The sequence below is a fragment of the Blautia acetica genome, from assembly GCF_038739805.1.
Classification (GTDB): domain Bacteria; phylum Bacillota; class Clostridia; order Lachnospirales; family Lachnospiraceae; genus Blautia.
Genome location: NZ_JBBEWO010000005.1, coordinates 82477 through 106048, shown reverse-complemented (window position 1 = coordinate 106048; position 23572 = coordinate 82477). Strand labels below are relative to the sequence as shown.

The following is a 23572-nucleotide window of genomic DNA, read 5'->3' as shown; positions in this document are numbered from 1 at the left end:
CACAGTGTAATCCGCTGTAGATTCACAGGAGGTAAAAAGAATGAAGAAAGCAATCTTAGCTACTAAAGTCGGAATGACTCAAATCTTCAACGAAGACGGAGTATTAACTCCAGTAACTGTATTGCAGGCTGGTCCTTGTGTGGTAACACAGGTTAAGACCATGGACAATGACGGTTACGAAGCAGTACAGGTTGGTTTTGCTGACAAGAGAGAAAATCTTGTAAACAAACCAATGAAAGGACACTTTGATAAAGCTGGTGTTTCCTGCAAGAGATTCGTCAGAGAATTAAAATTAGAAGGCGAATACACATTAGGACAGGAAATCAAAGCGGACATCTTTGCGGCAGGCGACAAAATCGACGCAACTGCAATCAGCAAAGGTAAAGGATTCCAGGGCGCTATCAAGAGACACGGACAGTCCAGAGGACCTATGGCTCACGGTTCTAAATATCACCGTCATGCAGGTTCCAACGGTGCTTGTTCTGACCCGTCCAAAGTATTCAAAGGAAAAAGAATGCCAGGACACATGGGACATGTAAAAGTAACTGTTCAGAATCTGGAAGTTGTAAGAGTTGACGCTGAAAACAACTTGCTGTTAGTAAAAGGCGCAGTTCCGGGACCTAAGAAATCCTTAGTTACAATCAAAGAAACTGTAAAATGCGGTAAATAAGTTTTCGTTGGAAAGGAGGACCACATAAAATGGCAAACGTATCTGTTTATAATATGGAAGGCAAAGAAGTTGGAACAATGGAATTAAACGATGCAGTGTTCGGTGTTGAAGTCAACGACCACTTAGTGCATTTAGCAGTTGTTCGCCAGCTTGCAAATAATCGTCAGGGAACACAGAAAGCAAAAACACGTTCTGAAGTTTCCGGAGGCGGAAGAAAACCTTGGAGACAGAAAGGAACTGGTCATGCAAGACAGGGTTCAACAAGATCTCCACAGTGGACAGGCGGCGGAGTTGTATTCGCTCCTACACCAAGAGACTATTCCGTTAAGATGAATAAGAAAGAAAGAAGATTAGCTCTTAAATCCGCTCTGACAAGCAGAGTTCAGGAAAACAAGCTTATCGTTCTTGATGAACTGAAATTAGATGAAGTAAAAACAAAAGCAATGCAGAATGTTTTAAATAACTTAAATGTTTCTAAAGCAATGGTTGTTTTAGCTGACAACGATGCAAACGTAGTATTATCTGCAAGAAACATTCCTGATGTTATCACAGCACTGCCAAACACAATCAACGTATATGACGTGCTGAAATACAACACAGTAATCTTAACAAAAGCTTCTGCAGCAGCAATCGAGGAGGTATACGCATAATGGCAAACGTAAAGTATTATGATGTAATCCTGAAACCAGTTGTGACTGAAAAAAGTATGGCTGCTATGGGCGAGAAAAAATATACTTTCTTAGTTCACACAGATGCAAACAAAACAATGATTAAAGAAGCTGTTGAGAAAATGTTCGAAGGAACAAAAGTAAAATCTGTCAACACAATGAACTTAGACGGAAAGAACAAAAGACGCGGTATGACTTTTGGAAAAACTGCTAAGACAAAAAAAGCTATCGTTACATTGACAGAAGACAGCAAAGATATTGAAATCTTTGAAGGACTTTAATTTAAGTCTTTCGGTTACGAAAATATAGACAAGCAGTCGAGAAAAAATAATCCGATATTTGGCTGCGGCAAAGAAACACCAGGGCATGTTGAAAGCCCGATGGTGCAGTTATGAAAGGAGAGACAGTAATGGGAATTAAAACATACAGCCCATATACACCTTCCAGAAGACACATGACAGGTTCTGATTTCTCTGAAATCACAACTTCTACACCAGAGAAATCTCTGGTAGTGTCCTTAAAGAAAAATGCTGGACGTAATAATCAGGGTAAAATTACAGTTAGACACCGCGGAGGCGGAAACAGAAGAAAATACAGACTCATCGACTTCAAGAGAAGAAAAGATGATATCCCTGCAACAGTTAAAACCATCGAATACGACCCGAACAGAACAGCTAACATTGCTCTTATCTCATACGCTGACGGTGAGAAAGCATATATCTTAGCTCCAGAAGGTTTAAAAGTTGGTATGAAGATTATGAATGGTGCTAATGCCGAAGTAAGAGTTGGTAACTGCTTACCATTATCTGAAATTCCGGTTGGTACTATGATTCACAATATCGAGCTGTATCCGGGAAAAGGCGGACAGTTGGTTCGTTCCGCTGGTAACGGAGCACAGTTAATGGCAAAAGAAGGCAAATATGCAACACTTCGTCTGCCATCAGGTGAAATGAGAATGGTTCCATTAAACTGCCGCGCTTCTATCGGCGTTGTAGGAAATGGCGAGCACAGCCTTATCAACATTGGTAAAGCAGGACGTAAACGTCACATGGGTATCAGACCTACAGTTCGCGGTTCCGTTATGAACCCGAATGACCATCCACACGGTGGTGGTGAAGGTAAGACTGGTATCGGACGCCCAGGTCCATGTACACCATGGGGCAAACCGGCTCTTGGCTTGAAGACAAGAAAGAAAAAGAAACAGTCTAACAAGTTAATCGTAAGAAGAAGAGATGGTAAAACATTAGCTAAATAGTAGGAGGTAAGACAATGGCTCGTTCATTAAAAAAAGGACCGTTCGCAGATGAAAGCTTACTGAAAAAAGTAGACGCTATGAATGCTGCTGGCGATAAGACAGTTATCAAAACATGGTCACGTCGTTCCACAATTTTCCCTTCCTTCGTTGGACATACAATCGCTGTTCATGACGGAAGAAAACATGTGCCGGTGTATGTAACAGAAGATATGGTTGGTCACAAACTCGGTGAGTTCGTTGCAACCAGAACATACAGAGGACATGGAAAAGACGAGAAAAAATCAGGTGTTCGCTAATATTTGAAAGGAGGCTTTTATCATGGCAAAAGGACATAGAAGTCAGATTAAAAGAGCAAGAAATGCTAATAAAGATACAAGACCGTCTGCAAAATTATCCTACGCAAGAATGTCCGTACAGAAAGCTTGCTATGTACTGGATGTAATTCGTGGTAAAGATGTTCAGACAGCACTGGGTATCTTAACATACAACCCAAGATACGCTTCCAGCGTAATCAAAAAATTACTGGAATCAGCAATCGCAAACGCTGAAAACAACAACGGTATGAATCCGGAAAATCTTTACATTGCAGAGTGCTACGCTAACAAAGCACCGACAATGAAGAGAATTAAACCGAGAGCTCAGGGTAGAGCTTACAGAATCGAAAAGAGAAACTGCCATATTACTGTTGTGTTAGATGAGAGATAAGGAGGAGTATCATGGGACAGAAAGTTAACCCACACGGACTCAGAGTCGGAGTTATCAAAGACTGGGATTCCAAATGGTATGCTGAAGGCGATTTCGCTGATAACTTAGTAGAAGACTACAACATCAGAACATACCTGAAAAAGAAATTATACAGCGCAGGTGTTTCCAAGATTGAAATCGAAAGAGCATCTGACAGAGTAAAAATCATTATCTACACTGCAAAACCGGGCGTTGTTATCGGTAAAGGCGGTGCAGAAATCGAAAAAGTAAAAGTTGAATTACAGAAATTCACAGATAAAAAAGTAGTTGTTGATATCAAAGAAGTAAAAAGACCGGACAAAGATGCGCAGTTAGTAGCTGAAAACATTGCATTACAGCTGGAAAACCGTATTTCTTTCCGTCGTGCTATGAAATCTACAATGTCCAGAACAATGAAAGCCGGAGCAAAAGGTATTAAAACTTCCGTATCCGGACGTCTTGGCGGTGCTGATATGGCTCGTACAGAGTTCTACAGCGAAGGAACTATTCCGCTTCAGACATTAAGAGCAGATATCGACTATGGTTTCGCTGAAGCAGATACCACTTACGGCAAAGTTGGCGTAAAAGCATGGGTCTACAATGGCGAAGTACTTCCAACAAAAGGAACTAAGGAAGGGAGCGATAAATAATTATGTTAATGCCAAAAAGAGTTAAACGTCGTAAACAGTTTCGCGGTTCCATGAAAGGAAAAGCATTAAGAGGAAATAAAATCAATTACGGTGAATTCGGTTTAGTTGCAACAGAACCATGCTGGATTCGTTCCAACCAGATTGAAGCAGCCCGTGTTGCCATGACTCGTTACATCAAACGTGGTGGTAAAGTATGGATTAAAATTTTCCCAGATAAACCAGTAACAGCAAAACCAGCAGAAACACGTATGGGTTCCGGTAAAGGTGCCTTAGAATACTGGGTAGCAGTTGTAAAGCCAGGCAGAGTAATGTTTGAAATCGCAGGCGTTCCGGAAGAAACAGCTCGTGAAGCGTTACGTCTTGCGATGCACAAGTTACCATGTAAATGTAAAATCGTTTCTCGTGCAGACTTAGAAGGCGGTGATAACAGTGAAAATTAAAAATTATGTAGAAGATTTAAAAACAAAATCAGCTGCAGAATTACAGGAAGAATTAGTAGCTGCTAAAAAGGAACTCTTTAACTTGAGATTTCAGAATGCAACAAATCAGCTGGACAACACAAGCAGAATTAAAGAAGTTCGTAAGAACATCGCTAGAATCCAGACTCTGATTGCTCAGAAAGCAAACGCATAAGGAATTTATTCCTAGAAATAGAAAGGAGCAGCATAATCGTGGAAAGAAATCTTAGAAAAACACGTGTTGGTAAAGTTGTAAGTGACAAAATGGATAAGACCATTGTTGTAGCTATCGAAGACCACGTTAAACATCCTCTTTACGGAAAAATCGTAAAGAGAACATATAAATTAAAAGCGCATGATGAAGAAAACACATGCAATATCGGTGATACTGTAAAAGTTATGGAAACAAGACCATTATCCAAAGATAAAAGATGGAGACTTGTTGAAGTAGTAGAAAGAGCAAAATAATTTGTAAGGAGGAATCTAAGCATGATTCAACAGGAAAGTAGACTTAGAGTCGCTGACAATACAGGTGCAAAAGAAATCCTCTGCATCCGTGTTATGGGTGGTTCTACTAGAAGATATGCTAACATCGGTGATGTAATCGTTGCTACCGTTAAAGATGCAACACCAGGCGGTGTTGTGAAAAAAGGTGACGTTGTGAAGGCCGTTGTTGTTCGTACTGTAAAAGGTGTTCGTCGTAAAGATGGTTCTTACATCAAATTCGATGAAAACGCTGCTGTTATTATCAAAGATGACAAGACACCGAAAGGAACTCGTATTTTTGGACCAGTAGCCAGAGAGCTTCGTGACAAACAGTTTATGAAAATTGTTTCCTTAGCTCCGGAAGTATTATAGGAGGTAAGCCTGATGTTTAAGATTAAAAAAGGTGATACTGTTAAAGTTATCGCTGGTAAAGATAAAGACAAAGAAGGAAAAGTAATCTCTGTTAATCCGAAAAAAGGCGCTGTTCTGGTTGAAGGCGTAAACATGATAACAAAGCACACAAAACCTTCCATGGCTAATCAGCAGGGCGGTATTGTGAACAAAGAAGCTTGGATTGATGCATCTAACGTAATGGTTATGCATGAAGGAAAAGCTACCAGAGTAGGCTTTAAAGTTGAAGATGGTAAAAAAGTGCGTTTCGCTAAAACTACAGGAAAAGTAATCGATTAATAAGAGAGGAGGCCAATATAGTGAGCAGACTGAAAGAAACTTACAAAAATGAAATCGTAGATGCTATGATTAAAAAGTTTGGTTATAAGAATATCATGGAAGTGCCGAAACTCGATAAAATCGTTGTAAACATGGGTGTAGGCGAAGCCAAAGATAATGCTAAACTGTTAGACGCAGCAGTAGCTGATATGGAATTAATCACAGGTCAGAAAGCTGTTACAACAAAAGCGAAAAATTCCGTTGCGAACTTCAAAATTCGTGAAGGTATGCCAATCGGCTGTAAAGTAACATTAAGAGGCGAGAAAATGTATGAATTTGCTGACCGTCTCATCAACTTAGCACTGCCTCGAGTACGTGACTTCCGCGGCGTTAACCCAAATGCTTTTGACGGCAGAGGAAACTACGCTCTGGGAATCAAAGAGCAGTTAATTTTCCCTGAAGTGGAATATGATAAAGTCGATAAAGTAAGAGGTATGGATATTATTTTCGTAACTACTGCTAAAACAGACGAAGAAGCTCGTGAATTATTGACATTATTCAACATGCCATTTGCAAAGTAAGATAAATTAGGAGGGAAAATTCATGGCTAAGACAGCAATGAAAGTTAAACAGCAGCGCAAACAGAAATTCTCTACAAGAGAATACAGCCGTTGCCGTATCTGTGGACGTCCACATGCTTACTTGAGAAAATACGGTATCTGCCGTGTTTGCTTCCGTGAATTAGCATACAAAGGCCAGATTCCGGGAGTTAAAAAAGCAAGCTGGTAGGCCGAAAGCAACTTGGTGAAAGCAAGCCGCAAGGCGCGGCTTGAACCTTAGTGCGAGGCCGTTCCCGAACCTGGCTGTGAACACTTAGTGAGGCAAAGCCGAATTTAGTGTGAACGCTCATCTCGAACCTTAGCGAAAACGTAGTTTGAGCTTAGTTGAGAGATGTTTCCGCCAGAGTTGAGGGAACATACCCCTTCTTTAGGTGTTGGGGAGAGAATCTCCCTTATACCTGTCGGGGATTTTAAATAAAAAAATAATTAACATGAAAAGTCTAAATTATAGGAGGAAACTATCATGACAATGAGCGATCCAATCGCAGATATGCTTACAAGAATCCGTAACGCAAACACTGCAAAACACGATACAGTAGATGTACCAGCATCTAAAATGAAACTTGCTATTGCTGACATTCTGTTAAAAGAAGGTTACATTGCAAAATACGACGTTTTAGAAGACGGAGTATTCAAAACCATCCGCATCACATTAAAATACGGTGCAGACAAAAATGAAAAAATCATTACAGGTCTGAAGAGAATTTCCAAACCAGGTCTTCGTATTTACGCTGGAAGCCAGGAAATTCCAAGAGTATTAGGTGGATTAGGTATTGCAATCCTTTCTACAAACCAGGGAGTTATCACAGATAAAGAAGCTAGAAAACTTCATGTAGGTGGAGAAGTTCTGGCATTTGTTTGGTAGGCCGAAAGCAACTTAGTGCGAGGTCATTCATGAACCTTAACGAAACCGAGCCAAAGGCGAGAGTTGAGTTTAGTTGAGTGAACATACTTCCAAAAATCTGACAAACATCAGAATGTGTCCAAGCGAGTTTTTATTATGTCCAAGCGAGAGGATAACAGGACTTTGTCCTTTATCATAGATAAATAGTAATACTGAAAACAGAAGGGAACCATAATCGGCCCTTCCGAAAATCTAAGTAAGGAGGAAATTGGTATGTCACGAATTGGAAGACTGCCTGTAGCTGTTCCGGCAGGAGTAGAAGTTAAAATTGCTGAGAACAACGTAGTGACTGTAAAAGGTCCTAAAGGAACACTTGAAAAAGCGTTGCCTGTTGAAATGTCAATTAAGTTAGAAGATGGTCATGTTGTTGTTACTAGACCAAACGACTTAAAGAAAATGAAATCTTTACACGGTTTAACAAGAACCCTTATCCAGAATATGGTAACAGGTGTTAGCCAGGGATACGAAAAAACTCTGGAAGTAAACGGTGTAGGTTATAAAGCAGCAAAACAGGGTAAGAAACTGGTATTGAGCTTAGGATATTCTCACCCGGTTGAGATGGAAGACCCAGAAGGTCTGGAATCCAAAGTAGACGGAAACAAAATCGTTGTATCCGGTATTGATAAAGAAAAAGTTGGCCAGTACGCTGCTGAAATCAGAGATAAGAGAAGACCTGAACCATACAAAGGTAAAGGTATTAAATATGCTGATGAAGTTATCAGACGTAAAGTTGGTAAAACTGGTAAGAAATAAGTAAGGAGAGTGTAAAAATGGTTAGTAAAGTATCAAGAGCGAAAGTTCGCGCAAAAAAACATAGAAGATTACGTAATCATCTCAGCGGTACAACTGCTACACCTCGTTTAGCAGTATTCCGCAGCAATAATCATATGTATGCTCAAATTATTGACGATACAGTTGGAAAAACTCTTGTTTCTGCTTCTACAACACAGAAAGAAGTAAAAGCTGAGTTAGAAAAAACCAATAACGTTGATGCTGCAGCATACTTAGGTACAGTAATTGGCAAAAGAGCAGTAGAAGCTGGTATTAAAGAAGTTGTATTCGACAGAGGCGGCTTCATTTACCACGGAAAAGTTAAAGCATTAGCAGACGCAGCAAGAGAAGCTGGGTTAGAATTCTAATAAGGGAGGAAATGAACACATGAAACGTTCTATCATTGATGCTAGTCAGTTTGAATTAGAAGAAAAAGTAGTGTCAATCAAGCGTGTAACAAAGGTTGTTAAAGGTGGTCGTAACTTCCGTTTCACAGCTTTAGTTGTTGTTGGTGACGGCAACGGACACGTTGGCGCTGGTTTAGGTAAAGCAACTGAAATTCCGGAAGCTATCCGCAAAGGAAAAGAAGATGCTATGAAAAAATTAGTTAGTGTAGCAAGAGACGAAAACGGAAGTATTACACATGACTATGTTGGAAAATTCGGAAGTGCAGAAATGCTCTTAAAGAAAGCTCCAGAAGGTACAGGTGTTATTGCCGGAGGTCCAGCTCGTGCGGTTATTGAACTTGCAGGTATTAAGAACATTCGTACAAAATGTATGGGTTCCCGTAACAAACAGAACGTAGTTCTGGCTACAATCGCAGGTTTAAGCCAGTTAAAGACTCCGGAAGAAGTTGCAAAACTTCGCGGAAAATCTGTAGATGAGATTTTTGCATAAGGAGGATTAAAAAATGGCAGATAAATTAAAAATCACTCTGGTGAAATCTACAATCGGTGCTGTTCCGAAACATAAAAAAACAGTGGAAGCATTAGGTTTAAGAAAACTGAACAAAACAGTGGAAATGCCGGACAATGCTGCAGTTCGCGGTATGATTCAGCAGGTAAGACACTTAGTTAAAGTTGAAGAAATCTAATTAATATAAAGAAGGAGGTGCCATCATGGAATTATCAAATTTAAGACCAGCTGAAGGTTCTAAACAGAGCGATAACTTCAGAAGAGGCCGTGGACACGGTTCAGGTAATGGTAAGACAGCAGGTAAAGGCCACAAAGGTCAGAAAGCACGTTCCGGTGCAAAGAGACCAGGTTTTGAAGGTGGTCAGATGCCTTTATATAGAAGACTTCCTAAGAGAGGCTTCAAGTGCAGAAACTCTAAGGAAATCATCGCAGTAAACGTTGATATCTTAAACAGATTTGAAGACGGTACTGAAGTGACACCAGCAGCTTTATTAGCTTCCGGTGCTATCTCCAAGTTAGGAGACGGTGTAAAACTTCTTGGTAACGGAGAACTTACTAAGAAATTAAATGTAAAAGTAAACGCTGTAAGCGAAAGCGCAAAAGCCAAAATCGAAGCCGCAGGTGGAACAGTTGAGGTGATCTAATGCTCAAGACTCTTAAGAATGCCTTTAAGATAAAGGATATAAGACGTCGAATTTTCTATGTATTCCTGATGTTGATTGTGATTCGTATTGGTTCACAGTTGCCGATTCCGGGAGTAAATAGTGATTATTTTAAAGAATGGTTTGCGAGCCAGTCCAGTGATGCGTTCAATTTTTTTGACGCCTTCACCGGCGGTTCCTTTACCGAAATGTCAATTTTTGCATTAAATATCACCCCATATATTACTTCTTCTATCATCATTCAGCTTTTGACCATTGCAATTCCAAAGCTGGAAGAAATGCAGCGTGATGGAGAAGAGGGCAGGAAGAAAATGACTGCAATCACCCGTTATCTGACTATCGGTCTTTCTTTATTCCAGTCTGTTGCCATGACAATCGGATTTGGTAATAAAGGTCTGATTCCAGATATGAATTTCGGCAAAGCAGTCGTTGTAGTAACCTGTCTGACAGCAGGCTCGGCATTATTAATGTGGATTGGTGAGCAGATTACTGACAAGGGTGTGGGAAACGGTATCTCTATTGTTTTGATGATTAATATCGTCTCCAGAATCCCAAGCGATATGGTGACTCTTTTTGACCAGTTTGTCAAAGGAAAGACCTATGCAAAGGGTGCTTTGGCAGCCGTAATTATTGCAGCTGTTATCCTGGTTGTTGTCGTTTTAGTATTAATCTTAAACGGCGGTATCAGAAGAATCCCTGTACAGTATTCTAAAAAGATGGTCGGCAGAAAAGTAATGGGCGGTCAGTCCAGTTCCATTCCTTTAAAGGTAAACACAGCAGGTGTTATTCCGATTATCTTTGCCTCTTCTTTGATGTCTTTCCCGGTTCTGATTGCAAGCTTCATGGGAAAAACGGGGGGAACAGGCGTCGGAAGCCAGATTCTGAAAGGACTTACTTCCAGCAACTGGTTTAATCCGAGTGAACCCATATATTCTATTGGTTTGGTCGTATACATTGTATTAGTTATCTTCTTTGCATATTTTTATACATCTATCACTTTCAACCCTATGGAAGTGGCAGATGATATGAAAAAGCGCGGTGGATTTATCCCGGGTATCCGTCCCGGAAAACCAACACAGGAATATCTGGAAAAAATCTTGAGTTATTTAATCTTCATCGGTGCTGCAGGTCTTGTAATCGTTGCAGTCATCCCGTTCTTCTTTAACGGTGTGTTCGGCGCGAATGTTTCCTTCGGAGGAACTTCACTTATCATCGTGGTAGGCGTTGTTCTGGAAACATTGAAACAGATTGAATCCCGCATGTTGGTTCGTAACTATAAAGGTTTTTTAAGTGAATAAAAGATAAGTTTAGGAAGAAACCGTCGCAGAGAAAGCAGTTTGACTGCTTTACAGGGCAAGAGAGGAGTCACAAGACTGTGGTTCTTCGTTGCTGCGGCGGTTTTTGCCATATTCGAAAGCGAAGTATCTTTTTGAAAGGGGTAAGGGTATGAAAATTATTATGTTAGGCGCTCCGGGAGCAGGAAAAGGTACACAGGCAAAGAAAATTGCCAAAAAGTATGAAATTCCTCATATCTCTACAGGAGATATTTTCAGAGCCAACATTAAGAACAATACAGAATTAGGGAAAAAAGCAAAAACTTACATGGATAAGGGGCTTTTGGTTCCGGATGAACTGACTGTGGATTTGGTCATTGACCGTGTACAGCAGGAAGACTGCAAAAATGGATACATTCTGGATGGTTTTCCAAGAACCATTCCGCAGGCAGAGAGTCTGGATGCAGCACTGGCAAAAATGGGAGAAAAAGTGGATTTTGCCATTAACGTAGAAGTTCCTGATGAAAATATTGTAAACCGTATGTCAGGACGCAGAGCCTGCGTAGGCTGCGGCGCAACTTATCATATCAAATACAATGCGCCGAAAACAGAAGATATCTGTGATGTCTGCGGCGAAAAGCTGGTGCTCAGAGAAGATGACCAGCCAGAGACAGTACTGAAACGTCTGGGAGTATACCATGACCAGACACAGCCTTTGATTGAATATTATGCAAAGGCCGGCGTGCTGAAAGAAGTAGACGGCACCGTTGATATGGAAGATGTTTTTCAGGCGATTGTCAGCGTGTTAGGAGAGTAAAAGATGTCAGTAACAATAAAAACTGCCAGAGAGATAGAATTAATGAGAGAAGCCGGAAGACTTCTGGAAAAAGTGCACGATGAACTGGGCGCTTTTATTAAGCCGGGAATCAGTACTCTGGATATTGACCGGCTTGGAGAAAAATTAATCCGAAGTCTGGGCTGTACCCCTAACTTTTTAAATTATAATGGATACCCTGCTTCCATCTGTGTATCTGTCAATGATGAGGTTGTACATGGAATCCCGAAAAAGAACCGGATTCTGCAGGAAGGAGATATTGTAAGTCTGGATGCAGGTCTGATTTACAAAGGATACCATTCTGATGCAGCCCGTACCCATGCAGTGGGACAGATTTCACCGGAAGCGCAGAAGCTGATGGATGTGACGAAGCAGAGCTTTTTCGAGGGCATGAAATATGCGAAAGCCGGAAATCATTTGAATGATATCTCTTCTGCTATCGGCGGTTATGCAGAAAAATTCGGCTATGGTGTAGTTCGCGACCTGGTAGGACACGGAATCGGAACTCATCTTCATGAAGATCCTCAGATTCCTAATTTTCCCCAGAGACGCAGAGGAATCCGTCTGGTTCCGGGAATGACTCTGGCGATTGAGCCTATGATTAATCAGGGCAGAGCCGATGTAGAGTGGCTGGATGATGACTGGACCGTAGTAACCGAGGACGGTTCTTTATCCGCACATTACGAGAACACCATTCTCATTACCGAAGGTGAACCTGAAATTCTCACCCTGAGTAAATAAGGGAGGTTCTATGAGAGCATTTGTAAAAGGCATGCTGGCCCGTTCCAAGGCAGGGCACGATACCGGAAAACTGTTTGTAGTTATGCAGGCAGAGGAAGAGTTTGTGTATCTGGCAGACGGCCGGTGCCGGACCCTGGATAAGCAGAAAAAAAAGAGAAGAAAGCACATTCAGATTATTTACAGAATACCCGCCCTTCTTCAGGAAAAAATGGAAAAAGGCGAAGAACTGCGGGATGAAGATATCAGAAAAGCCATTAAAGATTATGAAAAGAATCAGCAGGAGGTTTAATTTATGTCAAAGGCAGACGTTATTGAAGTAGAAGGAACTGTGTTAGAAAAATTACCTAACGCTATGTTCAAAGTAGAGCTGGAAAACAAACATGTGATTTTAGCACACATCAGCGGAAAGCTGAGAATGAATTTTATCCGTATTCTTCCGGGAGATAAGGTGACCATTGAGATGTCCCCATACGATTTGAGCAAAGGAAGAATTATCTGGAGAGATAAATAAAAACGAAAAAAGAGGGGGCGGCGCTTTTGGCTGCAGACACAATTTCTGTGCTGCAGGCAGAAGCGCCGCCTTTTGCTGTTTCATGGACTTATAGTTTGTCGTACATCTTTTCTGCACTGTCACTGGTTTTCAGCAATAAGAATTTGCGTATGGAAAAAATAACGGCAATGGCCACAACGCCTATAAGGGTTTCCGTCATATTCAGATGTTCCACAACCATCTGCCTGGCGATAGCAAACATCAGAACTTCCAGCAGGTTTTCTGCCGTGTGTTTGGCCAGCATTTTTACGAACTCCACACCGATAAGAAGTGTAAGCGCATCGCCAAGAAATGCGGTAAACTGCTCAGCAGTGATTTCCAGAAGAGGAATTGTGATAAAATTATGTACCATGGGAATGATAAGTATCACAATTACAAGCAGTATGACTGCAGACAACAGAATTTCCGTATAGCGGGAAACCGTATAGATGATTTCATTCAGTTTTCGTTTCATATCCGAGGCAAAAGCTCTCCTTTCTGATAGTTTTGAGTTGAAATGAATTTGTAATAATTGATAGATCTATCATACCATAAGAAAGAGAGAAAACGAAGAAAAATATGAAAAGTTGGGAAAATTCCTGGCAGAAGTTTTGTAGATTTTTCCGTGAAAACCGTAAAAAACACAGGAAAAGCAGAAAAAAATCAGAGTTTAAAAAATGGAAAAAGATGGTAAAATAGCGGATTATCTGTAACAAAAACTTAAAAAAATCTAAGTTTTTACTTGCAAAACACCCGTTTCTATGATATTATATACAGGAAGTTTGAAAAATGTTTCGAAAATGTTACAGAATTTTGACGGAGTGTAAAAATTAATTTTGGAGAGGTACATAAAAGTATGAAAAAAAGATTATTATGTCTGTCACTGATTTTTGCTATGACAGCGGCACAGGTGATGCCTGTATCAGCTGCAAGAAAAGATGATTTACAGGCCGAGAAGTCTGCAACACAGAGTAAATTGTCAGAGGCTGAGTCAAAGGCAAGTAGTTTGGAAAGCAAAAAGAATGCATTAATGGGACAGATTGATTCCACTCAGCAGGAATTGGTAAGTGTTATTTCACAGATTGAAATTCTTGATGAGGATATTAAAGAAAAAGAAGCTGACATTGAAAAAACAAAAGAAGACCTTAAGAAGGCAGAAGCTGACCGTGACGAACAGTACGAAGCTATGAAGCTGAGAATTCAGTACATGTATGAAAACGGCGGAAATGATACATGGGCACAGATTTTATTAGAGTCTGACAGTATTGCGTCTATGCTGGCGAAAGCAGAAAATACAGAGAAGATGTATGCTTACGACAGAGATGAATTACAGAAAATGAAAGATATTGTTCAGGAAGTGACTGACCTGGAAGAAAAGCTGGAAGGCGAGAAAGCAGAATTGGAAACTGCTAAAAATGAGCAGGAAGGCATGAAAGCTTCTCTTCAGACGAAAGTGGACAATTTAAAAGCAAACGCAGAAGATTATGAAGCACAGATTGCGTCTGCAAGAGCACAGGCTCAGGAATACAAAAACTTGATTGAACAGCAGAACGCAGAACTGAAGAAAATTCAGGAACAGGAAGCGGCAGCAGCAAAAGCAGCACAGGAAGCGGCTAAGAAGAAAACACAGCAGAGCAACACAAATACAGGAAATGCTGTTACAGGCGGTACTACAACAAACAACAATGGTGGTACAAGCAACAATAATAATAACAATAACAATACATCTTCTACAGATGACAGCAGCAACGATAGCAGTGAAAACACAAACAGTGGAAATACCAATACAGATACAACACCGGATACAGATGCAGGAAGCAGTAACAGCGGAAGCACACAGGAAGATAACTCTTCTTCTGCACCGTCCTATGACAGCAGCACAGGCGCAGCGGTTGTAGCTTATGCAAAACAGTTTATCGGTAATCCGTATGTATACGGCGGAAACAGTCTGACAAACGGTATTGACTGTTCCGGATTTACACAGCAGATATTTGCGCACTTCGGATACAGCCTTCCGCGTACAAGTGATGCACAGGCAAATTCTGGTGTAGGAATTGATTATTCTGAATCTCGTGCAGGTGATATTATTGTATATCCTGGACATGTGGCAATCCTTACAGGAGATGGCGGAATCGTACATGCTTCCAACAGCGCTCCGTATCCAAAGGGTGGTATTAAATATACAGCGAACGCGTTATATCGTTCTTATATCGCAGTTAGACGTATTGTGCAGTAATTAGAAGATAGAAGAAAAGAATACATAAAAATAGAGAGCAGTTCTTTTGTTGAATTCAACACGGGAATTGCTCTTTTTTTGAAAGAAAGAGGTAAAATATGGGATTTTCTTTAGATGTCAGTGTGCCGGTTTTCACGGTGTTTCTGCAAGGACTTATCAGCTTTTTCTCTCCCTGTATTCTTCCCCTGATTCCCCTGTATATCGGCTATTTGTCAGGTGGAACAGGCACCATGGGCGAAGACGGGAAAATGCATTATAAAAAGAGCAAGGTGATGCTGCATACCTTTTGTTTTGTAATCGGCGTCAGTTTTGCCTTTTTTCTTCTGGGGCTGGGATTTTCTGCTATGGGAGAATTTTTTAAGAGCAACCAGGCTTTGTTTGCCAGAATCGGCGGGATTCTGGTAGTGTTTCTGGGGCTGTATCAGTTAGGGGTATTTGGGAGCAGCAAGATTCTGGGAAATGAGCGAAGGCTGCCTCTGAAGCTGAACGTATTGGCCATGTCCCCCATAACGGCGCTGCTTATGGGATTTACCTTCAGCTTTGCCTGGACGCCCTGTGTGGGACCGGCGCTTACCAGTGTTTTGCTTATGGCAGCTTCTGCCAGTACCCGTGGCATGGGATTTCTGCTTATTGGTGTGTACACAGTAGGATTTGTACTTCCGTTTCTGGCTGTGGGACTTTTCACCTCCACAGTCCTGGAATTTTTTAAAAGTCACGGGAAGGCCGTGCGCTATACTGTGAAAGCGGGCGGTGTTTTGATGGTTCTCATGGGAGTTTTGATGTTTACCGGAAAGATGAATTCCGTTACCGGATATTTGTCCGGAGTGCCGGCAGATACGGTTCAGGAAAAAGAGGAGAGTAAGACAGAAGAAGAGAATACATCTGCAGGTACAGAAGAAACTGTTACACCGGCTGTAGATTTTACGCTGAAAGACCAGTATGGCAATACCCACACCCTTTCAGAATATAAAGGGAAAACCGTGTTTTTGAATTTCTGGGCAACCTGGTGTCCCCCCTGTAAAGCGGAAATGCCTGATATTCAGAAAATTTATGAGGAATATCAGGAAAAAGGAGATGACAGCCTGGTGATTCTGGGAATCGCGGCGCCAAACTGGGGGCAGGAGCAGTCCCAGGAGGGCATAACAGCCTTTTTGGAGGAAATGGGATATACTTACCCGGTAGTTATGGATACCACGGGAGAAATGTTTATGGCTTATGGAATCAGTTCTTTTCCTACGACGTTTATGATTGACAAGGAGGGAAACGTGTTCGGATATGCCAGCGGACAGTTAAGCGAGGATATGATGCGAAGCATTATCCGGCAGACGGTGGAAGGGAAAAGAGAATAGAGAAGTTTTGCAGAAAAAATTCCATTGTTATGGTTTGGTTATTTTTCTGTGTTAGAATCCTTTCTGTAAATAGGAAATAAAGCTATTTACAGAAAGGATTTTATATTATGAAGGATTGGATTTTGGAGACCAGACATTTAACAAAAAGTTATAAAGGACAGCAGGCTGTCAGCGATATTTCTTTGAAGATTCCAAGAAATGGTGTTTATGGACTTTTGGGGCCGAATGGGGCCGGAAAGTCTACAACACTCAAAATGCTTACTGGGATTCTGAGGCCAGACAGTGGAGCGGTGATTTTTGACGGAAAGATATGGAAAAGAGAAATGCTTTCTGAGATTGGGGCTCTGATAGAAGCACCAGCACTTTATGGAAATCTGACGGCAAGAGAGAATCTTGGGATACATGCGACTTTAATGGGGCTGCCAAAGGAACGGATAGAGGAAGTGCTTGAGATTGTGGATTTAAAAGATACAGGGAAAAAGAGAACTGCCCAGTTTTCTATGGGGATGAAGCAGCGTATGGGGATAGCAATTGCTTTGTTAAATCATCCCAGATTGTTGATTTTGGATGAGCCCACCAATGGACTTGACCCTTTTGGCATACAGGAACTGCGGGAGATGATAGCTTCTTTCGGACGGCAGGGAATCACGGTGATTCTGTCCAGCCATATTTTATCTGAGGTATCTCAAGTCGTGGATGAAATTGGTATTATCAGCCAGGGACGCTTATTGTTTCAAGGTGTGCCGGATACGCAGGAGAATCTGGAACAGTTTTTTAACGAAGTCATTTTAAAAGGGGGAAAGAACCATGAAAGAGCTTAAAGCAGAACTTTTAAAATATCGCAGAACATTTACCGGAAAACTAATTGTGTGGATTCCTTTGTTCTTTGCTGTTTATGCCTTTGTCATTGGCATGATTATGGAAAATAGTTCACAGGCCCAGAAAATGGCATATACAGGAACAAGCTGGGCTGTGTTTTTGGCACTGGTTTTCAACTGGTGGTCTTTTCTGTTTATGCCCCTTGGTATGGGACTTTTTGGAACATTAGTGGCCTGGCAGGAAAAGCGGGCCGGAAACTGGCGCGTGCTGCAGATTCACGCAAACCCACCAAGACGGCAGTGGATCGCGAAAATCGGCGGAATGGCGGTTTATTCTCTGTTTTCTTCCCTGGTGCTCATATTGGTGACGGTGGTGACAGGATTTTTCACAGCGCAGGGAATTATGCCTTTTGCACGTATTGTGGCGGGCGCTCTTCTTTGCTGGCTGACTTCTCTCGCGCTGATTCCCATACAGCTTTGGGCAGCGGCAGCAGGTGGAATGTCCGTAAGCCTTGGTATGGGATTTGCGGGAATGTTTGCGGGGGTGTTTTTGGCACCTGAAAAATACTGGGTATTTTGTCCGTGGAGCTGGCCTGTGAGACTTATGTGCCCGATTATTGGGGTACATCCCAATGGCGTGCTGCTTTCGCCGGATAGTCCCCTGCGAAATGCTTCTGTTATTTGGGCAGGAACCGTCCTTTCTTTGGGAATATTTTTGGTACTTACACTTCTTACGGGAATTTGGTTTGAGAGGAGGGAGGTGGCATGAGAATCTTTGTAGCTGAATGGATGAAAACCAGACACACCATCCTTCACAGGCTGGTACTTCTGATACCTTTGTTTTGCTCTTTGGCAGTTCTGGGATATGCGGCCTACAGGAAAAACAGTTTTTCGCTGGCCTTTTTTTACCAGGGATTTTTTCTTATATGGTCGGCGGTGCTTCTCCCATTAGGTGTGGGAATTTTGACAGGTATTCTGGTTCATGAGGAGGAAGAGGCAGGAAATTTTTATGGATTGCTGCAGTGCAGTAGAAAGAGAAGCAGTTTATATCTGGGAAAATTTTCAGCAGCATTGGTTTTCTTGACAGGCAGTACCTTTTTGACTACACTGATAATCAGTACAGGGCTGTGTTTTCTTTTGCAGAAGGAAAGGGGAGTGGGGCTGTTTTTGACGGCTGCTTGTTTGGCCGTATGTGGAGTGCTCCCCGTTTTAGCAGTTCATTTGTGGATAAGTTTCGCATTTGGCATGGGAGCTTCTGTGGGAGTTGGGATTTGCGGCTTACTGCTGGCAGTTCTTCTGGGGAGCACATCTTTGGGAGACCATATCTGGTATGCGGTTCCGTGGACTTATCCGGTGAAAATGGCGATGTTTCCTATGGCCTTTTCTATGTTTCCGGAGAATATGCGCACAGAAGCAGAAAAACCCTTTGTACTGGCCTTTGCATTGAGTCTCGTGCTTAGTGTGCTTATTCTGGCAGGGAGCATGCTCTGGTTTGAAAAATGGGAAGGACGAGGTGGAAACCGTTGAGTAGAATTTTGATAATTGATGATGAGAAAGATTTAGTTTCTCTTCTGGATAAAAAATTGAAGAAAAACGGTCATGAGGTTTTGACGGCTAAGGATGGTGAAGAAGGTATGAAATTGGCGGCACATTTTCCGGATTTGATTCTTTTGGATATCATGATGCCCAAAATGAATGGATTTGAAGTATGCCGCAGTATCCGGGAACGGGTGTATTGTCCCATTCTGTTTCTGAGTGCAAGGCAGTCGGAGTCAGATAAACTCAAAGGTTTTGCCCTTGGGGGAGATGATTATATTACGAAACCCTTTGGTATACGGGAATTGATGGCAAAAATCGAGGCAAATCTACGCAGGGAACAACGTATGCAGTGTATACAGGTAGAAAGAAAGCGCACCAGACTGTACTTCGGAAATCTCACGCTGGATATGCAGGGGAGGAGTGTTCGGATTGGAGAAAAAGAAATTCCTCTTACCAGAACCGAGTATGACATTGTGGAATTTCTGGCCCTTCATGCAGGGCAGGTATTCACCAAAGAACAGATATACGAATGCGTATGGGGATATGATGGAACCGGAGATAATACAACGGTGGTAGAACGGATTAAAAAAATCCGGGGAAAATTTGCTGAAGCGGAATCCGGAATACAGTATATTTCCACAGTATGGGGGATTGGATATAAATGGAACTGAAAAAAATGTCGATTGTTGCTCAATTTCGTATGAATCTTGTGGAAATTCTTGTCTCTACGATTTTGACTTCGGTTTTGACGTATGTGCTGGCCGTTTTTGTGTTTTTGTTTGCAGAGGGAACAGGCAGTATTTATCCGGAAAATTATTATGAACAGCAGATACCTGAGATTGAGGAGTATCTGCAAAGACAGCAAAAGAGCGGAATGTCGGCGGTGCAGCAAGAGGAACTGAATAAACTGGTGCAGGGAGAAGACTTTTTTTATCAGGCAGTAGACCGTCAGGGCAAGTTTTTGTATGGCACTTATGAAGAAACGATTTTTTCTTCGGAAGAAGAGATGTATGAGAAAATAAATACAACGGCAAAAGTGGGAAATCATTATGTGTATATTGTGCCTGTGATTGACAGCGCCGGAAAAATCGATGGTGCGGTAGCGCTTGTTTATGGCTTGCGTCTGTCTGTGGTAAACAGTGGGAAAGCCTGGATAAGTATAGCGCTGTTTTGCGTTTTGAGCTGTCCTTTTTTCTATATGATTTTGTTTACCGCACTCTTTTCCAGAAGATTTGCAGGGAATCTGACGAAGCCATTGCGTATGCTGGAAGAAGGAGCCCGGCAGATAGAGCGGAAAAATCTGAATTTCGAGATTTCCTATGCAGCAGACAATGAATTGGGGCAATTATGCAGAGCCTTCTCTTCCATGCAGGAGGAATTAAAAAAATCTCTGTCCCGTCAATGGAAGATGGAGCAGGAGCGGACAGAGACGGTAGAAGCGCTGGCCCATGATTTGAAATCGCCCCTCTCTATTATTAAGGCTTATACAGAAGCTATGGAAGATGATACGGAGATAGATCAGGAGCAGAGCGCATACCTTTCAGTCATTGAAGAAAACATAGAAAAGAGTATTTCTTTGGTGAAACAAATGCAGTATACTTCGGAGATTACCTCTCCCGACATTCACATAGACCAAAATCAGGTGGACTTGCGGGAGTTCCTCTGGAAAAAACAAAAAGACTATGAAATACAGGCAAGGGAGAAACAAATTTCCATACAGCTTGTTTTTTCAGAGACTTTGCCAGCGCGGATAGAAACAGATAAAAAGAAACTGGAAAGGATTCTGGACAATGTGGTGTCCAACAGCATCGCGTATACGCCTTTGGGAGGACGGATTGAAATAAGGGCAGAGGCAGATGAGGAATGTATTTTTTATTTTATTGAAGATACGGGAAAAGGATTTACCTTGAAGGATATGGAAAAAGCCATGGAAAAATTTTATCGCGGAGATGAAGCACGTTCCAGCGAAGGGGCACATTCCGGTTTGGGGTTGTATATTGTTTGGCGGCTTTCTCAGGTGCTGGGCGGTTCGGTGGAAATTGGGAACAGAGAGAGCGGAGGTGCCTGGGTGAAAGTCTGGCACAGGTGGAAGTAGCTGCTTTTTCATAAATGAAAAAACCGGTCATAGGAAATTTGTTCCAATGACCGGTTTTTAAGAAATAAAAAAAGCGCGAGACGGGACTCGAACCCGCGGCCTCGACCTTGGCAAGGTCGCGCTCCACCAACTGAGCCACTCGCGCATAAGCGGGTGATGGGAATCGAACCCACATATCCAGCTTGGAAGGCTGGTGTTCTACCACTGAACTACACCCGCAGGTTATTTTGTTTTTGTCTTGCTCGCTTAAGACTTGTTTATCATACACCAGGAAGAAACAAATGTCAACACTTTTTTGAAAAAAATTTTTGAATTTTTCAAAAAGTGTATATAATACATATAATTTAAAAAACAGACGGCCTCTCGGAGGAAGAATGCCGCCTGTTTTCCGTATATGATTTTTTATTTTACAGGACTCAGCATAAATTACGGTTGCTTTACAAACCGTTCATAGATATAGCGGTTAGCCGCTTCCTCCTGGCTGTCATCCAGAGGAGACAGTTCTGCAGTTCCGTATTTCCGTTTCAGTGCATTGGAAAGCAGGTAATCGCACAGATGGGGATTTTTTGGCAGAAGGGGGCCATGGAGATAAGTTCCCACGACGTTTTTGTAGAGAACGCCTTCACAGCCGTCTTCTCCGTTATTTCCGTGTCCGTAGAGCACGTTTCCAAGAGGTTTGTTGTCTCCGATGTATGTCCGTCCTCCATGATTTTCAAAGCCCACAATGGGAAGGGCGAAATCCGGATTTTCCAGAACAATGTTGTCAATGAGTCTTGGGCTGCCCTGTTCTGTGTACAAATCCACAAGGGCAAGTCCTTCAATGGTACCTTCCTCGGTTTTGTAATAATGCCCAAGAAGCTGATAGCCGCCACAGACAGCCAGAACACTGCCGCCGTCTTCGACATAGGATTTAAAATTTTCCTGAATACTTCGCAGTTTACTGCACACAATCATCTGCTCCCGGTCAGAACCACCGCCCAGCAGCACAATGTCCAGGGAAGAGAAATTTACAGAATCCTCCAGGGCGAATTCTATGGTTTCCGCTTCAATGCCTCTCCACTCACAGCGTTTCATCATGCACTGAATGTTTCCACGGTCTCCGTACAGATTCAGAAGGTCAGGATATAGATGCCCGATAGTAAGTTTCATGATTTTCTGCCCTCCATTTTCTTCAAAATATTGTGTGTGGTGTAAAGTCCCGTATAGTTTACCAGAACGTATAAATTTTTCACACCGTTTTCGATTTTGGCGGAAATGGCTTTTTCAATGTCCGATTCTGCCTCGCAGGGAATGTCCACATATTTCAAACGAAGCTGCATGTCCCGGAAACGGATACCGCAGACCGTGATAGAAGCCGCATGGGTATCTTTTAATCGGTCAAAGTCCACATCCCAGAGCCAGGAAACGTCTGTGCCGTCCTGACTGTTGTCGTTAATGAGAATGATAATGTCTTTTGGTGTTTGGTCTGTCATCACTGCGGAAATGTTCTGGTTAAAACCTGCCGGATTTTTTGCCAGATTCAGCATGACCTTGGTTCCTCTAATCTGGAACAATTCGTTTCTGCCGAACTGTGGGGTGTAGTCCCCCAGAATTTTATTAAAATTGTCCAGAGGAATGCCTGCCACAGAAGCAGCAGCATATACTGCCAGAATATTGTATACATTATAAAAGCCCCGGTAATTGGTTTTAATATGAAAATCCTTTACATCAAAGGCAATGCCATTGGAAAGAGAAATGTTTTCTCCATCGTAATCCGGTATGGGGCGTTTAAAGCCGCATTTGGAACAGTAGTAATCGCCCAGCTGGCTGTAGTGATAAAAGTTGTACTGCATTTTCGCTCCGCAGCATTTGCAGAACTGTCCCTCCCGTATTTCCCGGCTGTTTTCTTCTGCAAGCACCGGGCGGCTGATGCCATAGGATACCCGGGCGTTTTCGTTTTCCAGAGCCAGGTAGGAGGAGAGAGAATCGTCTGCATTAAATAAAAGCTTCATTTTTGGGGCCATTTTCATGGCTTTTGACAACAGATTCATGGTAATGTCAATTTCCCCGTACCGGTCCAGCTGATCCCGAAACAGGTTGGTGAGCACCATGTAGTCCGGCTGAAAATGAGGGAATACGCGTACTGTAGAGGCTTCGTCAATTTCAATACAGGCATAATCCGCTTTTAAATGTCCCGTAAATCCTGCATTTAGCACAAAGGCAGAAACTACCCCGTTTAACATATTGGAACCTGTGCGGTTGCAGACCACTTTTTTGCCATTGGCTTCCAAAACAGAGGACAGAAGGTTGTTAGTGGTTGTCTTTCCATTGGTGCCGCAGACTACAAAGATTTCCTGCTTTACTTCTTTGGCCAGTTCTTTGAGAATAGGCGGATAAATGGCAAGAGCCGCTTTTCCGGCCAGCGTCACTCCCTGCTTTCCTGTGAGCCGGCAGGCGGTTTTGATGATGTGGGCGCTCCACACCGCGAAAAGTCTTCGTATATTCATAGTCAATTCATTCCTTTTGCTTTTTCACAACATAAATTGTGAGAATAGTATTGTGGTTTTTCATGATTCATTATACATAAACTGGAGAGAGAGTACAACTAAAATCAATGCCAGCAGATAGGGGAAAAAACGATCCCTTGAAAAAACTCCGCAAAAAAGAACGGAAAAATGAGAAAAAATGGTTGAAATTTCCCGGCGCATATGATAAGATTGCTTTGT

General features: G+C 42.1%; 35 protein-coding genes and 2 tRNA genes. 32 read left to right on the top strand and 5 right to left on the bottom strand.

Going from position 1 to position 23572, the window contains the following annotated elements; translation table 11 throughout:
• Window positions 1–40: 40 nt before the first annotated feature.
• The 25 genes from rplC (at window position 41) to infA (ending at window position 12812) form a co-directional block, all read left to right on the top strand.
• Entirely contained in the window at window positions 41–670 is a 630-nt protein-coding gene (rplC, locus tag WBS51_RS05230) for a 50S ribosomal protein L3 (RefSeq protein WP_173748279.1), read from the top strand.
• Window positions 671–699: 29 nt separating this feature from the next.
• Complete coding sequence (rplD, locus tag WBS51_RS05225; protein WP_173748281.1) at window positions 700–1320, top strand: 50S ribosomal protein L4; 621 nt, start codon at window positions 700–702, stop codon at window positions 1318–1320.
• Window positions 1320–1619: a 50S ribosomal protein L23 gene (gene rplW / locus WBS51_RS05220; RefSeq protein WP_111918166.1), complete on the top strand. Its 300-nt coding sequence runs from the start codon at window positions 1320–1322 to the stop codon at window positions 1617–1619. The genes rplD and rplW overlap by 1 nt, the downstream gene beginning before the upstream one ends.
• Before the next feature lie 128 nt (window positions 1620–1747).
• Window positions 1748–2593 carry a 50S ribosomal protein L2 gene (rplB, locus tag WBS51_RS05215; protein WP_173748283.1) on the top strand — a complete coding sequence of 282 codons (846 nt, stop codon included), beginning with the start codon at window positions 1748–1750 and terminating at the stop codon, window positions 2591–2593.
• Between the two features lie 14 nt (window positions 2594–2607).
• The gene (gene rpsS, locus WBS51_RS05210) at window positions 2608–2889 is read left to right on the top strand and encodes a 30S ribosomal protein S19 (protein ID WP_003022807.1); all 282 of its coding nucleotides are present in this window, start codon (window positions 2608–2610) and stop codon (window positions 2887–2889) included.
• Window positions 2890–2911: 22 nt separating this feature from the next.
• On the top strand, window positions 2912–3298 hold the full coding sequence (gene rplV / locus WBS51_RS05205; protein ID WP_003022804.1) for a 50S ribosomal protein L22: 387 nt from the start codon (window positions 2912–2914) through the stop codon (window positions 3296–3298).
• Window positions 3299–3309: 11 nt separating this feature from the next.
• On the top strand, window positions 3310–3966 hold the full coding sequence (rpsC, locus tag WBS51_RS05200) for a 30S ribosomal protein S3 (protein WP_173748285.1): 657 nt from the start codon (window positions 3310–3312) through the stop codon (window positions 3964–3966).
• A gap of 2 nt (window positions 3967–3968) precedes the next feature.
• Window positions 3969–4406, top strand: a complete 438-nt coding sequence (gene rplP, locus WBS51_RS05195; protein ID WP_003022799.1) for a 50S ribosomal protein L16 — start codon at window positions 3969–3971, stop codon at window positions 4404–4406.
• Window positions 4396–4599: a 50S ribosomal protein L29 gene (rpmC, locus tag WBS51_RS05190; protein ID WP_003022797.1), complete on the top strand. Its 204-nt coding sequence runs from the start codon at window positions 4396–4398 to the stop codon at window positions 4597–4599. The genes rplP and rpmC overlap by 11 nt, the downstream gene beginning before the upstream one ends.
• 38 nt (window positions 4600–4637) lie before the next feature.
• Complete coding sequence (gene rpsQ, locus WBS51_RS05185; protein WP_291683089.1) at window positions 4638–4892, top strand: 30S ribosomal protein S17; 255 nt, start codon at window positions 4638–4640, stop codon at window positions 4890–4892.
• A 21-nt stretch (window positions 4893–4913) separates the two neighbouring features.
• Window positions 4914–5282, top strand: a complete 369-nt coding sequence (gene rplN, locus WBS51_RS05180; protein ID WP_022303899.1) for a 50S ribosomal protein L14 — start codon at window positions 4914–4916, stop codon at window positions 5280–5282.
• Between the two features lie 12 nt (window positions 5283–5294).
• The gene (gene rplX, locus WBS51_RS05175; protein ID WP_111918173.1) at window positions 5295–5600 is read left to right on the top strand and encodes a 50S ribosomal protein L24; all 306 of its coding nucleotides are present in this window, start codon (window positions 5295–5297) and stop codon (window positions 5598–5600) included.
• A gap of 20 nt (window positions 5601–5620) precedes the next feature.
• Entirely contained in the window at window positions 5621–6160 is a 540-nt protein-coding gene (gene rplE, locus WBS51_RS05170; protein ID WP_111918175.1) for a 50S ribosomal protein L5, read from the top strand.
• Between the two features lie 22 nt (window positions 6161–6182).
• Window positions 6183–6368, top strand: a complete 186-nt coding sequence (locus tag WBS51_RS05165) for a type Z 30S ribosomal protein S14 (protein ID WP_003022786.1) — start codon at window positions 6183–6185, stop codon at window positions 6366–6368.
• 294 nt (window positions 6369–6662) lie between these two features.
• Window positions 6663–7064 carry a 30S ribosomal protein S8 gene (gene rpsH, locus WBS51_RS05160; RefSeq protein ID WP_111918177.1) on the top strand — a complete coding sequence of 134 codons (402 nt, stop codon included), beginning with the start codon at window positions 6663–6665 and terminating at the stop codon, window positions 7062–7064.
• Between the two features lie 252 nt (window positions 7065–7316).
• On the top strand, window positions 7317–7856 hold the full coding sequence (gene rplF, locus WBS51_RS05155) for a 50S ribosomal protein L6 (protein ID WP_173748287.1): 540 nt from the start codon (window positions 7317–7319) through the stop codon (window positions 7854–7856).
• A gap of 17 nt (window positions 7857–7873) precedes the next feature.
• A complete protein-coding gene (rplR, locus tag WBS51_RS05150; RefSeq protein WP_173748289.1) occupies window positions 7874–8242 on the top strand; it encodes a 50S ribosomal protein L18 in 369 nt (122 codons plus the stop codon).
• Between the two features lie 19 nt (window positions 8243–8261).
• The gene (gene rpsE, locus WBS51_RS05145) at window positions 8262–8771 is read left to right on the top strand and encodes a 30S ribosomal protein S5 (protein WP_173748291.1); all 510 of its coding nucleotides are present in this window, start codon (window positions 8262–8264) and stop codon (window positions 8769–8771) included.
• A gap of 13 nt (window positions 8772–8784) precedes the next feature.
• Complete coding sequence (gene rpmD, locus WBS51_RS05140) at window positions 8785–8967, top strand: 50S ribosomal protein L30 (RefSeq protein ID WP_087271709.1); 183 nt, start codon at window positions 8785–8787, stop codon at window positions 8965–8967.
• 25 nt (window positions 8968–8992) lie between these two features.
• Window positions 8993–9433 (top strand): 50S ribosomal protein L15, encoded by a 441-nt coding sequence (gene rplO, locus WBS51_RS05135; protein WP_173748293.1) that lies wholly within the window; start codon window positions 8993–8995, stop codon window positions 9431–9433.
• Window positions 9433–10749 carry a preprotein translocase subunit SecY gene (secY, locus tag WBS51_RS05130; protein ID WP_173748295.1) on the top strand — a complete coding sequence of 439 codons (1317 nt, stop codon included), beginning with the start codon at window positions 9433–9435 and terminating at the stop codon, window positions 10747–10749. Before rplO ends, secY begins: the two co-directional genes overlap by 1 nt.
• A gap of 148 nt (window positions 10750–10897) precedes the next feature.
• Window positions 10898–11542: an adenylate kinase gene (locus tag WBS51_RS05125; RefSeq protein ID WP_173748297.1), complete on the top strand. Its 645-nt coding sequence runs from the start codon at window positions 10898–10900 to the stop codon at window positions 11540–11542.
• Between the two features lie 3 nt (window positions 11543–11545).
• Complete coding sequence (gene map / locus WBS51_RS05120) at window positions 11546–12301, top strand: type I methionyl aminopeptidase (RefSeq protein ID WP_173748299.1); 756 nt, start codon at window positions 11546–11548, stop codon at window positions 12299–12301.
• 10 nt (window positions 12302–12311) lie between these two features.
• Entirely contained in the window at window positions 12312–12590 is a 279-nt protein-coding gene (locus WBS51_RS05115) for a KOW domain-containing RNA-binding protein (RefSeq protein ID WP_173748301.1), read from the top strand.
• Window positions 12591–12593: 3 nt separating this feature from the next.
• Window positions 12594–12812 (top strand): translation initiation factor IF-1, encoded by a 219-nt coding sequence (gene infA / locus WBS51_RS05110; RefSeq protein ID WP_003022750.1) that lies wholly within the window; start codon window positions 12594–12596, stop codon window positions 12810–12812.
• A gap of 88 nt (window positions 12813–12900) precedes the next feature.
• On the opposite strand, the gene WBS51_RS05105 is transcribed toward infA, so the two are convergent.
• A complete protein-coding gene (locus WBS51_RS05105; RefSeq protein WP_173748303.1) occupies window positions 12901–13305 on the bottom strand; it encodes a phosphate-starvation-inducible PsiE family protein in 405 nt (134 codons plus the stop codon).
• Between the two features lie 381 nt (window positions 13306–13686).
• Here WBS51_RS05105 and WBS51_RS05100 point away from each other — a divergent pair, with 381 nt between their 5' ends.
• From WBS51_RS05100 to WBS51_RS05070, 7 genes are all read left to right on the top strand, one after another.
• Window positions 13687–15066 carry a C40 family peptidase gene (locus tag WBS51_RS05100; RefSeq protein ID WP_173748305.1) on the top strand — a complete coding sequence of 460 codons (1380 nt, stop codon included), beginning with the start codon at window positions 13687–13689 and terminating at the stop codon, window positions 15064–15066.
• A 98-nt stretch (window positions 15067–15164) separates the two neighbouring features.
• On the top strand, window positions 15165–16415 hold the full coding sequence (locus tag WBS51_RS05095; RefSeq protein WP_173748307.1) for a redoxin family protein: 1251 nt from the start codon (window positions 15165–15167) through the stop codon (window positions 16413–16415).
• A gap of 107 nt (window positions 16416–16522) precedes the next feature.
• Window positions 16523–17236: a lantibiotic protection ABC transporter ATP-binding protein gene (locus WBS51_RS05090; protein WP_291683006.1), complete on the top strand. Its 714-nt coding sequence runs from the start codon at window positions 16523–16525 to the stop codon at window positions 17234–17236.
• On the top strand, window positions 17223–18002 hold the full coding sequence (locus WBS51_RS05085; RefSeq protein ID WP_173748311.1) for a lantibiotic immunity ABC transporter MutE/EpiE family permease subunit: 780 nt from the start codon (window positions 17223–17225) through the stop codon (window positions 18000–18002). The genes WBS51_RS05090 and WBS51_RS05085 overlap by 14 nt, the downstream gene beginning before the upstream one ends.
• Entirely contained in the window at window positions 17999–18760 is a 762-nt protein-coding gene (locus WBS51_RS05080; RefSeq protein WP_173748313.1) for a lantibiotic immunity ABC transporter MutG family permease subunit, read from the top strand. The genes WBS51_RS05085 and WBS51_RS05080 overlap by 4 nt, the downstream gene beginning before the upstream one ends.
• Window positions 18757–19443, top strand: a complete 687-nt coding sequence (locus tag WBS51_RS05075) for a response regulator transcription factor (RefSeq protein WP_173748315.1) — start codon at window positions 18757–18759, stop codon at window positions 19441–19443. The genes WBS51_RS05080 and WBS51_RS05075 overlap by 4 nt, the downstream gene beginning before the upstream one ends.
• Window positions 19434–20867: a HAMP domain-containing sensor histidine kinase gene (locus WBS51_RS05070; RefSeq protein ID WP_294462858.1), complete on the top strand. Its 1434-nt coding sequence runs from the start codon at window positions 19434–19436 to the stop codon at window positions 20865–20867. Before WBS51_RS05075 ends, WBS51_RS05070 begins: the two co-directional genes overlap by 10 nt.
• A gap of 72 nt (window positions 20868–20939) precedes the next feature.
• Here the strand turns inward: WBS51_RS05070 and WBS51_RS05065 are convergent.
• From WBS51_RS05065 to WBS51_RS05050, 4 genes are all read right to left on the bottom strand, one after another.
• Window positions 20940–21012 (bottom strand) — tRNA-Gly (locus WBS51_RS05065).
• Between the two features lie 3 nt (window positions 21013–21015).
• Window positions 21016–21086 (bottom strand) — tRNA-Gly (locus WBS51_RS05060).
• 207 nt (window positions 21087–21293) lie between these two features.
• Window positions 21294–22016, bottom strand: coding sequence for a type 1 glutamine amidotransferase (locus WBS51_RS05055; protein WP_173748319.1), 723 nt, complete (start codon window positions 22014–22016; stop codon window positions 21294–21296).
• Window positions 22013–23353 carry a MurT ligase domain-containing protein gene (locus tag WBS51_RS05050; protein ID WP_173748321.1) on the bottom strand — a complete coding sequence of 447 codons (1341 nt, stop codon included), beginning with the start codon at window positions 23351–23353 and terminating at the stop codon, window positions 22013–22015. Before WBS51_RS05050 ends, WBS51_RS05055 begins: the two co-directional genes overlap by 4 nt.
• Between the last annotated feature and the right edge of the window lie 219 nt (window positions 23354–23572).

What these genes read in the sequence shown, in the direction of transcription:
- rplX (WP_111918173.1), top strand. Translation starts at nt 5,295, where the DNA reads ATGTTTAAGATTAAAAAAGGTGATACTGTTAAAGTTATCGCTGGTAAA.
- rplW (WP_111918166.1), top strand. Translation starts at nt 1,320, where the DNA reads ATGGCAAACGTAAAGTATTATGATGTAATCCTGAAACCAGTTGTGACT.
- WBS51_RS05055 (WP_173748319.1), bottom strand. Translation starts at nt 22,016, where the DNA reads ATGAAACTTACTATCGGGCATCTATATCCTGACCTTCTGAATCTGTAC.
- WBS51_RS05100 (WP_173748305.1), top strand. Translation starts at nt 13,687, where the DNA reads ATGAAAAAAAGATTATTATGTCTGTCACTGATTTTTGCTATGACAGCG.
- WBS51_RS05105 (WP_173748303.1), bottom strand. Translation starts at nt 13,305, where the DNA reads ATGAAACGAAAACTGAATGAAATCATCTATACGGTTTCCCGCTATACG.
- rplC (WP_173748279.1), top strand. Translation starts at nt 41, where the DNA reads ATGAAGAAAGCAATCTTAGCTACTAAAGTCGGAATGACTCAAATCTTC.
- WBS51_RS05080 (WP_173748313.1), top strand. Translation starts at nt 17,999, where the DNA reads ATGAGAATCTTTGTAGCTGAATGGATGAAAACCAGACACACCATCCTT.
- WBS51_RS05090 (WP_291683006.1), top strand. Translation starts at nt 16,523, where the DNA reads ATGAAGGATTGGATTTTGGAGACCAGACATTTAACAAAAAGTTATAAA.
- infA (WP_003022750.1), top strand. Translation starts at nt 12,594, where the DNA reads ATGTCAAAGGCAGACGTTATTGAAGTAGAAGGAACTGTGTTAGAAAAA.
- rplD (WP_173748281.1), top strand. Translation starts at nt 700, where the DNA reads ATGGCAAACGTATCTGTTTATAATATGGAAGGCAAAGAAGTTGGAACA.
- rplB (WP_173748283.1), top strand. Translation starts at nt 1,748, where the DNA reads ATGGGAATTAAAACATACAGCCCATATACACCTTCCAGAAGACACATG.
- WBS51_RS05125 (WP_173748297.1), top strand. Translation starts at nt 10,898, where the DNA reads ATGAAAATTATTATGTTAGGCGCTCCGGGAGCAGGAAAAGGTACACAG.
- secY (WP_173748295.1), top strand. Translation starts at nt 9,433, where the DNA reads ATGCTCAAGACTCTTAAGAATGCCTTTAAGATAAAGGATATAAGACGT.
- rplF (WP_173748287.1), top strand. Translation starts at nt 7,317, where the DNA reads ATGTCACGAATTGGAAGACTGCCTGTAGCTGTTCCGGCAGGAGTAGAA.
- rplO (WP_173748293.1), top strand. Translation starts at nt 8,993, where the DNA reads ATGGAATTATCAAATTTAAGACCAGCTGAAGGTTCTAAACAGAGCGAT.
- rplP (WP_003022799.1), top strand. Translation starts at nt 3,969, where the DNA reads ATGTTAATGCCAAAAAGAGTTAAACGTCGTAAACAGTTTCGCGGTTCC.
- rpmD (WP_087271709.1), top strand. Translation starts at nt 8,785, where the DNA reads ATGGCAGATAAATTAAAAATCACTCTGGTGAAATCTACAATCGGTGCT.
- WBS51_RS05070 (WP_294462858.1), top strand. Translation starts at nt 19,434, where the DNA reads ATGGAACTGAAAAAAATGTCGATTGTTGCTCAATTTCGTATGAATCTT.
- rpsH (WP_111918177.1), top strand. Translation starts at nt 6,663, where the DNA reads ATGACAATGAGCGATCCAATCGCAGATATGCTTACAAGAATCCGTAAC.
- rplV (WP_003022804.1), top strand. Translation starts at nt 2,912, where the DNA reads ATGGCAAAAGGACATAGAAGTCAGATTAAAAGAGCAAGAAATGCTAAT.
- rpsE (WP_173748291.1), top strand. Translation starts at nt 8,262, where the DNA reads ATGAAACGTTCTATCATTGATGCTAGTCAGTTTGAATTAGAAGAAAAA.
- WBS51_RS05165 (WP_003022786.1), top strand. Translation starts at nt 6,183, where the DNA reads ATGGCTAAGACAGCAATGAAAGTTAAACAGCAGCGCAAACAGAAATTC.
- rpsS (WP_003022807.1), top strand. Translation starts at nt 2,608, where the DNA reads ATGGCTCGTTCATTAAAAAAAGGACCGTTCGCAGATGAAAGCTTACTG.
- WBS51_RS05085 (WP_173748311.1), top strand. Translation starts at nt 17,223, where the DNA reads ATGAAAGAGCTTAAAGCAGAACTTTTAAAATATCGCAGAACATTTACC.
- map (WP_173748299.1), top strand. Translation starts at nt 11,546, where the DNA reads ATGTCAGTAACAATAAAAACTGCCAGAGAGATAGAATTAATGAGAGAA.
- rpsC (WP_173748285.1), top strand. Translation starts at nt 3,310, where the DNA reads ATGGGACAGAAAGTTAACCCACACGGACTCAGAGTCGGAGTTATCAAA.
- WBS51_RS05050 (WP_173748321.1), bottom strand. Translation starts at nt 23,353, where the DNA reads ATGAATATACGAAGACTTTTCGCGGTGTGGAGCGCCCACATCATCAAA.
- WBS51_RS05095 (WP_173748307.1), top strand. Translation starts at nt 15,165, where the DNA reads ATGGGATTTTCTTTAGATGTCAGTGTGCCGGTTTTCACGGTGTTTCTG.
- rplN (WP_022303899.1), top strand. Translation starts at nt 4,914, where the DNA reads ATGATTCAACAGGAAAGTAGACTTAGAGTCGCTGACAATACAGGTGCA.
- WBS51_RS05115 (WP_173748301.1), top strand. Translation starts at nt 12,312, where the DNA reads ATGAGAGCATTTGTAAAAGGCATGCTGGCCCGTTCCAAGGCAGGGCAC.
- rplR (WP_173748289.1), top strand. Translation starts at nt 7,874, where the DNA reads ATGGTTAGTAAAGTATCAAGAGCGAAAGTTCGCGCAAAAAAACATAGA.